The organism is Streptomyces wuyuanensis, assembly GCF_900103455.1.
GTDB lineage: Bacteria > Actinomycetota > Actinomycetes > Streptomycetales > Streptomycetaceae > Streptomyces > Streptomyces wuyuanensis.
Genome location: NZ_FNHI01000005.1, coordinates 358,960 through 366,831 on the forward strand (window position 1 = coordinate 358,960; position 7,872 = coordinate 366,831).

The window sequence follows — 7,872 nt, forward strand, 5'->3', positions numbered from 1 at the left end:
CGAACGGCCCCGGCCGTGCACCGTTCCCCCACGAAATCCCCGGAAGAGGCCGCACATTTGGATGTTGCCCGGGTCACACCGGGCATCCTATCCAGCGGTGTTCAGGACCACAGCCGCTCACGGAGGCCGAAGGACCACGCGAGGCCGGGCCGCTCACGGACGCCCGGACGGTGACCGCGGACGGCCGGTCCGCAGCGTCGGAGGGTCAGGTGCCGACCACGCCGGCGGCGCAGGACGGAATCAGTCCATCCGGCGAGCCACACCCAGCAGCCCCGTCTCGGCGTCCGTCCCGCTCGTCAGCACCCAATGGCGTTCGCGCCCCGACACCCACAGGGTCACCCCGTCGGCGAGGGTCGGCAGCGCTTCGCTCTCCGCCCGCCCGAGCCCGAGGATCCGGCCGATCTGCTCGGCCTCCTGCGGAGAGACCCGCTGCACGCCCACCAGCGTCGCGTCCCGCAGCAGCCGCGGCGCGACAGGGCTCAGATACGGCAGCAGCGTCAGCACCGACTGCCACGGCGACGACACCACGCGCCCCCGCGGAGGCCGCATACCGCAGTCGCGCACGACGACCACCGGACTGCCCACCGTGGCACCCATCGGCGGCACCCGCCCCACGTCGTGGAGCGTGATGCACTCCAGGCCCGCTCCCGCGGCCTGCGCCAGTGTCGTCCACGCCTGGGCCCGGCCGGTCTCCACCGCGACCCGGGCGCCCGTACCGGCCGCGCGCAGAGCGAGCACCTGCGCCGTCCAGAGGCCGCCGATGAGCAGCACGTCGTACGGAGTCGAACGGTGGAAGCCCACCATCTGGGGGCGGCCCTCCGCGTCGTCGCCGATCACCACCCCGTCGTCGCCCACCGGCAGGGACAGGGCGCCGAGATCGTCCGCCGCCATGGTGTGCCCCCCATGCCGGGGGCCGAACAGACCCCTCAGCCCACGTGCGGACCCCGTCGCCGTACCCATCACCGCGCACCTCCCAGCGGCATCGTCGCCAGCGCGCCGGGCAGCTGCTCGCGGTCCAGCCGCAGCAGCCCGACCTTGGCCGACCGTGCGGCCTGCTCCAACACCCTGCGCACCCCCACCAGTTCGGTGTCCGAACCGCCGGTGATCCGGACGTGTCCGCTCACCGCCAGCGCCCCCTGCCGCGCACCGCGCCTCAGCGTGAGGCTGAAGGTGGTCGCGTAGGCCGGTGCCGAGGTCAGCGTCGACACGAGCGTGGGCAGAGGCTGCGCACCACGCCCCAACTCGGGCCAGCGGCCGACCGCGTACGTCGTGTGCCAGCGGTCGTCACAGCGCCAGACCCGCGAGGTCTCGGCGGTGCGGCGCTGGGCCGGGGTGCCCGGCCGGCCCGCGAGCGCCGCGGCCCGCGGGCTCGCACAGACCGCCGTCGCGATCGTGGAGTTCAGCTCCTCCTGGTCCAGGACCACCGCCTGGAACCCGGCCCCGGTGAGCCGGCTGGCCACATGGTCCGCGACGCGCACCAGACAGCGCTGCGCGCCCTCGACGCCGCCGCCCCGGGCCTCGACCGCCTCACGGCAGAGCTCCGGATCCACCTTCACGGCCACCCACGTCATCCTCAGCGCCGGAGCACCCGTGCGCTCCTGCAGCGGGCCGTAGGACAGCCGCGCGACCGACTGCTGCGGCAGATGCGGCGCCGGAGCGGAACGCACCTGCTGGACCAACTGCACCGACTCCACGGTGATGTCGTCCACCTGCAGCGCGCCGCCCAGCAACGACATCGGCAGGGCCCGTGCCCCGAAAGCGGGCCGCAGCCCGGAGCCGCTCGCCTCGACCCGCACCACGGCGGTGAGGAACGACCCGTCCCCGAGCATGCCGACCGTCCGGCGGTCCCGGTCCACGTAGGTGAACGGGCGTACGCCGGGCGCGGCTTCCGCGAGCGGCGCCAGGGAGGGATCCACGTCCGCGCCGGCGGGCTCGGCGGCCCGACGGCGTGCCCGCAGACCGAGGGCCGTGGAGAGCCAGTCCGGCAGCGCGTGACCGCGCCGCCGCAGCACCGCCAGCAACAGCAGGACCGCCGCGACGACGCAGGCGGGGATCATCCAGAGGCCGCCCAGCGCGGCACCCACCAGGACCAGCGCGAGCGCCAGCTCCACGAGCACCAGCTGCCGCAACTGGAGGGGGCCGACTCGGCCGGCGTTCGCGAGGGGCCGCAGAGTGGTCGCTGCCGGGGCGGTACGGGGCGCACCGTCCGACGGTGCGTTGCTGCGTTGCCGCCGGGAACTCTCGGGGGCCTGCCCGGAAGTCCGCCCACTTCGCGCGCGAGTCGCCGTACCCATCGCCGCGTTGCCCCCTCGTGTCCGTATTTGCCAAATTCCCACGGGCGTTGACCGGGCGATCACCCTACCTGAGCAGTGGGACGCAAGCGCCAGCAGGCATAGTAGGGGGCTGTGCGGCGGCCGGCCCCAGCGCGGGGGTATGGCAACCTGGTCGCCCCAGCGGGGAGAGGGACAGCGGACAGATGGCATCACGTCGGGACGAACTCAACGCATACACCTTCGCGAAGCGGAGACTGGTCGCGCAGTTCGTGCAGCCAAACACGACGGGTTCGGAGGAGGGCGCGCCCCGGCCTCTGCGCGCGGTGCTCCCCGGAGCCATCGTGGCCGTGGTGGTCCTGGCCGTCTTCGGCGCCTGGGGCATGTTCAAGCCGGTGGCCCCCAAGAACTGGGACACCCCCAAAGAGAACGTCATCATCGCCAGCAAGTCGACCACCCGCTATGTCGTGTTGGAGACGAAGGGGAAGAAGCAACTCCACCCCGTGCTCAACATGTCGTCGGCGAAACTGCTCCTCGACCCCGACAAGGGCAAGGTCATCAACGTCGACGAGTCCGTGCTGGACAACGGCGAGATCCCGCACGGCGCCACACTCGGCATCCCCTACGCCCCGGACCGGCTGCCCGACGCCAAGGAGGCCGGCGTCGCCAAGCGCTGGGCGGTCTGCGAACGGCCGGGCGAGGGCGGACGCGCCATCCAGAAGGCCGCCTTCGTCCTGGCCGAGCGCGAGGAGAAGAAGACCGAGGGCGCGAACCGGCTGCGCGGCGGACAGCTCATCTACGTCGAGGGCCCCGACGCGACCCGCTACATCGTCGACGCCGGCGGCACGGCCTACCCGGTGGACAAGGACGAACTGCTGCTGCGTCAGCTCGTCGGCCTCGGCCGGGCGCCCCAGCGCGTGTCCGCCGCCTGGCTGGACACCCTGCACAAGGGCGACAGGATCGCCTTCCCGACGGTTCCCGGCGCCGGCGGGAACGCCGGTGTCACCGGCGACCTCCCGGACGAGGTGAACAAAGTCGGCATGGTCCTCAAGGCCACCGACGGCACCCGGACGCAGCAGTACGTCGTCCTCAGCGGTCGCGTCGCCCCCGTGACCGACTTCACGGCCAAGCTGCTGCTGAGCAGCCGCGACCTGATCGAACTCGGCCAGGACGGCCGCGCCGAGGCCGTCAGCGCCGCCGCCTTCCAGCCGGGCCAGGCCTTCGGCCAGGACAAGAAGTGGCCCGAGCACGCCCCCCAGCCCGTCAACTCGGCGAGCACGGACGAGGGAAGCCGCAACACCGTGTGCAACGTCCTCCGCGAGGTGGACGACGACGGCACCACCACCCTCAGCACCTGGGCGGGCACCGAGTTCCCGGCGACGCTCCCCACCGGTTCCAGCAGCGCCTACGTCACCCCCGGCTCCGGCCAGCTCTTCCGCCAGTTCAAGGGCTCCCGCACGGACAGCGGCTTCCTCTTCCTCGTCACCGACACCGGACTGCGCTACGCCATGCAGTCCAACGGCGACACCGCCACCGACGACGCGGGGATCGGCGCCTCCGGCTCGAAGCGGGAGCGGGAGGCCCGCCTCCAGGAGGCCCAGCAGGCCCAGAACCGGCTCGGCTACAAGGACGTCGAACCCGTGCCCGTACCGGCTTCCTGGTCCACCTTCCTCCCGACCGGCCCGCGACTGTCCACGGGCGCGGCGAGCCAGCCGCAGGGTTCGTGAGGCGGGGCGGACCTGACATGACGTACACGTACCGGCTTCTCCTGGCCGCCCCGGCGGCCGCCGCGCTCGCCCTCGTCGCCGTCCCCGCGGCCCCCGCGCTGGCGGACGGGCCCGACCAGTGCACCTACCCGAGCAAGAAGTACGAGGGCCGCCCCTGGGCGCTGCAGCGCGTCCTCCTGGACGAGCTGTGGAAGCAGTCCACCGGCAAGGGCGTACGGGTCGCCGTCATCGACACCGGCGTCGACGTCAAGAACCCGCAGCTCACCCCTGCGGTCGACGTCAAGAGCGGCAAGAACTTCCTGGACAAGAACCTCAAGGACGCCAGCGGCAACAAGATCGAGCGCGGCAACGAGAACGGCACCACGGACACCGTCGGCCACGGCACCAAGGTCGCCGGCATCATCGCCGCGCGCCCCGTCAAGGGCACCGGCTTCGTCGGCCTCGCCCCCGACGCCACGATCATCCCGATCCAGCAGAACGACGCCGAGGGGCACGGAACGGCCAAGACGCTCGCGGCGGCCGTCGACCACGCCGTGGCCGAAGGGGCCGGCGTCATCAACATCTCCCAGGACACGGCCGGGGCCGTGGAACCCGCACCCGAGCTGAAGCAGGCCATCGACAGGGCCCTGGCCAGGGACATCGTCGTCGTGGCCTCGGCGGGCAACGACGGCACGGGCGGCAACGTCAAGAAGACCTACCCGGCCTCCTTCGAAGGTGTTCTCGCCGTCGCCTCGTCCGACCGCAACAACGAGCGGGCGGCGTTCTCCCAGTCCGGCGACTTCGTCGGCATCGCCGCCCCCGGAGTGGACATCGTCACCACGGTGCCCGGCGGCGGCCACTGCGCCGACAACGGCACGAGCTTCTCCGCGCCGTACGTGGCGGGCATCGCCGCGCTCATCAAGAGCAAGCACAAGGACTGGACGCAGGAGCAGGTCGTCGCCCAGATCCAGCAGACCGCGGAACGCTCCATCGCGGGCCACGACCGACTGGTCGGCTGGGGCGTCGTCGACCCGGTCCGCGCCCTCACCGAGGACGACAAGCCGATCGAGAAGCCCGTCGCCCACGAGGGCTTCTCCGGCGCGCAGGCGCCGACCCCCGCCGAACTCCATTTGGGCGAGACCGCAGATGAACGCAACGCCCGCCTGGCGACGTACGTCGTGGTGGGCGGCGCGGTCCTGGTCGCCGTGATCGCCGGCGGCGCGGTGACGGTACGGGACGCCCGGCGGCGGGCGAGAGGACTGGAACCGGGGGCGAGAGGGTGAGCCGCCGGCGGGGGAGAGGATCGTCGCAAGGTCAGGACGCGACGATAGCGTTGCGGCAGCACATGGCCCCAGAACGGTCCAAGCCGCACAGTCTGCTGGTGTAAGGCACTTGGGGCTGTCATGTTCGGTGGTTGGAGCGGTGTGTGAGGCAATCGGTGGGAGAATCGGTTCGTGCTCGAGGCAGTTGGTGACGGGGGCGGCAATGGTGAGTGACCTTGGGCGTGGAGTGGGCGAGCTGAAGAAGTTTCGGACCCGGGTCGACGCGGTCCTTGCCGAGTTGGAGAGCGGCGACGGTGGCAAGACCAAGGTCGCGGCGGAGCAGGTCACCCGCGGGTCGTTCGGCGTCGGGCTCCCTCTCGCAGAGGCCGAGGGCTTCTACGAGGAGTACAACCGCGTCCACAAGGCGCTCGTCACGCTGTCGAAGTCGCTCGGCGACCAGATCGAGCTGCTCACCATCGGCGTGCACGGGGCCGACGTCGGCTACGACAACGTCGAAGAGGCGCAGCGCGCCCGGTTCCACGAGATCAGGGCCAGGCTCGACAGGGAGCGGGACGAGGCGATCGAGCGCGAGCGGGCGCAGCAGGAGCCCGCGCAGCCCGCTCATCCTCGCCAGGATGCCAAGACCGGCACCAAGGACTTGAGGTGATGAGCGATGAGCGATGAGAAGCAGCCGAAGTCCGGCACCACTCCGCCCCTGACGAAGCAGGAGCAGGAGCAGGCGCAAGAGCAGGCACAGATCGAAGGCCGGTTCGCCGCCACGGACGTGGTCGAGCGGATGCAGGACTTCTTCGGCGCCTTCGGCTTTGGAACCGGCGGCAGCGTCTTCGGCTCGACAGCGTTCGACGCCCGCAGGCTCAACGAGATGCTGGACTTCCTGGAGAGTGCCAACCCAGCTGACCTGGAGCACGCCGGCGAGGCCCTGGAGAAGGCGAACGTCGCCATCAACAAGGCCGCCAAGGAGCTGGACGACTTCGTCAAGAGAACCGACTGGCAGGGCGAGGGCGCGACGGAGTTCCAGCGCTACGGCAAGGAGGTCGTGGGCTACGCCTGGTCCATCAGCAAGATGGCCAACGCGGTCGGCGCCCAGATGAAGGTCGCCAGCACCGGCCTGACCTCGGTCCGCAATGCACGTCCGCCGCGCGACAACCGCCCGATCCAGAAGGACGTCAAGGACTTCAAGCTCCCCGAGCAGACGGCCGACAACCCCGAGTACCAGAAGGCCCTGCAGGTCGAGAAGGACCGGCAGGAGGCCATCAACCAGATGAACCGCTTGGCCTCTTTCTACGCGGTCTCCCAGAGCACGCTCGCCGCGCAGGAGATGCCGAAGCCGCCGGCGGCGTACAAGGCTGCGGTGCCGTTTCCGTCGGGGGAGTGGAGCCCGGGCGGAATCTCGGAGACATCCGGATCACGCGGAGATTTTTCGCGACCAGTCGAAGGACGAACCGGCACCGTGGGCGAGGCCGGCGTCGCGGACGTCGCGCCGCGTGGCGAGGCGCTCGGCAGGGCCGGTACCGTCACCGGCTCCACATCAATGGAGATCGACAGCGTGGCCACGGCCCCGTCGCCCACGACTACCGGCCCGACCACGGCCCCGCCGACCGCCATCAGCGGCCCTAACCAGGGAAGCGGTCCGGTTCCCCCGCCGTTCACCAGCCCAGGTCTGTCCGGACGGGCTGGACAGGCTCCTCGGACCGGCGATCCGAGGACGGCCGGGGGGCAGCCGAACAAGGCCGTTGGCCGTGCAGGCACGGCCGGTGGCTCTCCGCCACTGGGACGATCGACCACCTCGACGGGGTGACCGGGAATCCCGAACGGCACGTCGTCCACAACGGCCGGACGTTCGCCCATGGTCGGGCGTCCCAGCGCCATGGGCATGCCCGCTGGAGGCACCACCGGACGTCCCGGCACGGGAGTGGGTCGCGGCCAGGCGCCGGTCGTGGGTGGCCCCGGAGGTACGGGCCAGCCGGCTGCCGGACGCGGTACAGGTACGAACGGACCCCGCAGCAGCGGTGTGAGCGGAATCGTCGGTGGTACACCTCAGCGCTCCACCAGCGGAAGCACGGGATCGCGTATCCCTCGAGGCACGGTCATCGGCGCAGAGAGCGCGGCTTCCGGTCGCGCCACCGCCGCGCGGCCGAGCCAGGCGGGCGTGGTAGGAGCCAACTCCGGCAACAAGGCATCCCGCCCAGTCGGGCGCGGCACGCCCAGTACAAGCGGAGTGGTCGGTACTCCACGTTCTCAAGGTTCTGGTCCCAGTTCCTCAGGCAGTGGCCTCCTCGGCGGCCGAGCCAACCGGCGTCGCCCCGCGGGCGAGCAGGATCGGGAGGGTTCCGCCCGCCCCGATCACCTGACCGAAGACGAAGAGACATGGGCGAATCGCCGCCGCGGCGCTGTACCGCCGGTGATCGACTACTGAGGTTGAACTCGTGGAGTCGTAGGGGCTGACGGCTCGTCGCCCGTGCGGTATCACCGGGGCATGCGGTATCCACAAGGGGGCGGGTTGACCGCCGAACGTCAGCAGTTCCGCGAGGAGTTACGGCTCAAGGCGGCCGAGAGGTTCGCCCAGGGTGAAGCGAGCTCGGTGATCGCCAAGGACCTGCGGGTCAGCGTCCG

6 protein-coding genes and 1 pseudogene are annotated in these 7,872 nt (G+C 71.3%); 5 read left to right on the forward strand and 2 right to left on the reverse strand.

Annotation, left to right across the window (positions count from 1 at the left end):
- Positions 1 to 240: 240 nt before the first annotated feature.
- A complete protein-coding gene (locus BLT82_RS10595) occupies positions 241 to 960 on the reverse strand; it encodes a hypothetical protein (protein ID WP_093653635.1) in 720 nt (239 codons plus the stop codon).
- A complete protein-coding gene (eccE, locus tag BLT82_RS10600) occupies positions 960 to 2,294 on the reverse strand; it encodes a type VII secretion protein EccE (RefSeq protein ID WP_208867812.1) in 1,335 nt (444 codons plus the stop codon). Before eccE ends, BLT82_RS10595 begins: the two co-directional genes overlap by 1 nt.
- Positions 2,295 to 2,476: 182 nt before the next feature.
- Here eccE and eccB point away from each other — a divergent pair, with 182 nt between their 5' ends.
- The 5 genes and pseudogenes from eccB to BLT82_RS38950 all read left to right on the forward strand — a co-directional run.
- Complete coding sequence (eccB, locus tag BLT82_RS10605; RefSeq protein ID WP_093653637.1) at positions 2,477 to 3,997, forward strand: type VII secretion protein EccB; 1,521 nt, start codon at positions 2,477 to 2,479, stop codon at positions 3,995 to 3,997.
- 17 nt (positions 3,998 to 4,014) lie between these two features.
- The gene (gene mycP / locus BLT82_RS10610) at positions 4,015 to 5,259 is read left to right on the forward strand and encodes a type VII secretion-associated serine protease mycosin (protein WP_093653638.1); all 1,245 of its coding nucleotides are present in this window, start codon (positions 4,015 to 4,017) and stop codon (positions 5,257 to 5,259) included.
- A gap of 202 nt (positions 5,260 to 5,461) precedes the next feature.
- On the forward strand, positions 5,462 to 5,905 hold the full coding sequence (locus tag BLT82_RS10615) for a hypothetical protein (protein WP_093653639.1): 444 nt from the start codon (positions 5,462 to 5,464) through the stop codon (positions 5,903 to 5,905).
- A gap of 6 nt (positions 5,906 to 5,911) precedes the next feature.
- The gene (locus BLT82_RS37835; RefSeq protein ID WP_244291908.1) at positions 5,912 to 7,057 is read left to right on the forward strand and encodes a hypothetical protein; all 1,146 of its coding nucleotides are present in this window, start codon (positions 5,912 to 5,914) and stop codon (positions 7,055 to 7,057) included.
- A gap of 678 nt (positions 7,058 to 7,735) precedes the next feature.
- Positions 7,736 to 7,872, forward strand: a pseudogene (locus BLT82_RS38950) (IS630 family transposase); the annotation flags it as partial.